The organism is Stenotrophomonas sp. SrG (genome assembly GCF_050031795.1).
Lineage (GTDB): Bacteria > Pseudomonadota > Gammaproteobacteria > Xanthomonadales > Xanthomonadaceae > Stenotrophomonas > Stenotrophomonas rhizophila_A.
This window is the reverse complement of sequence record NZ_JBNBBE010000688.1, coordinates 1-248: the sequence shown is the minus strand read 5'-3', so window position 1 is coordinate 248 and position 248 is coordinate 1. Positions and strand designations below refer to the sequence as shown.

The following is a 248-nucleotide window of genomic DNA, read 5'->3' as shown; positions in this document are numbered from 1 at the left end:
TCACCGGTCAGCGGGCTGTCCGGCAGCAGGTCACCGGCCTCGACCAACGCCCACATATCTTCGCCGTACCAGGGGTCCAGCAGCTCCGGGGCCGAACGCCCCAGGTCGGCGGTGAGGTTGTTGACGTCGCGCAGCAGCATGCTGCGCGCGGCGTTGTTGCCCCCGGCGCTCCCCACCTGCGGGAAATCGATAACCACCGGGCCAACGGGGCCTACCAGCACGTGGTACGGCGACAGATAGCCGTGGAA

General features: G+C 68.5%; 1 protein-coding gene. It reads right to left on the bottom strand.

What is annotated here, in order from left to right:
• A partial coding sequence (locus ACQG3P_RS21335; RefSeq protein WP_426806169.1) for an RIO1 family regulatory kinase/ATPase occupies positions 1–248 on the bottom strand: 248 nt, incomplete at both ends.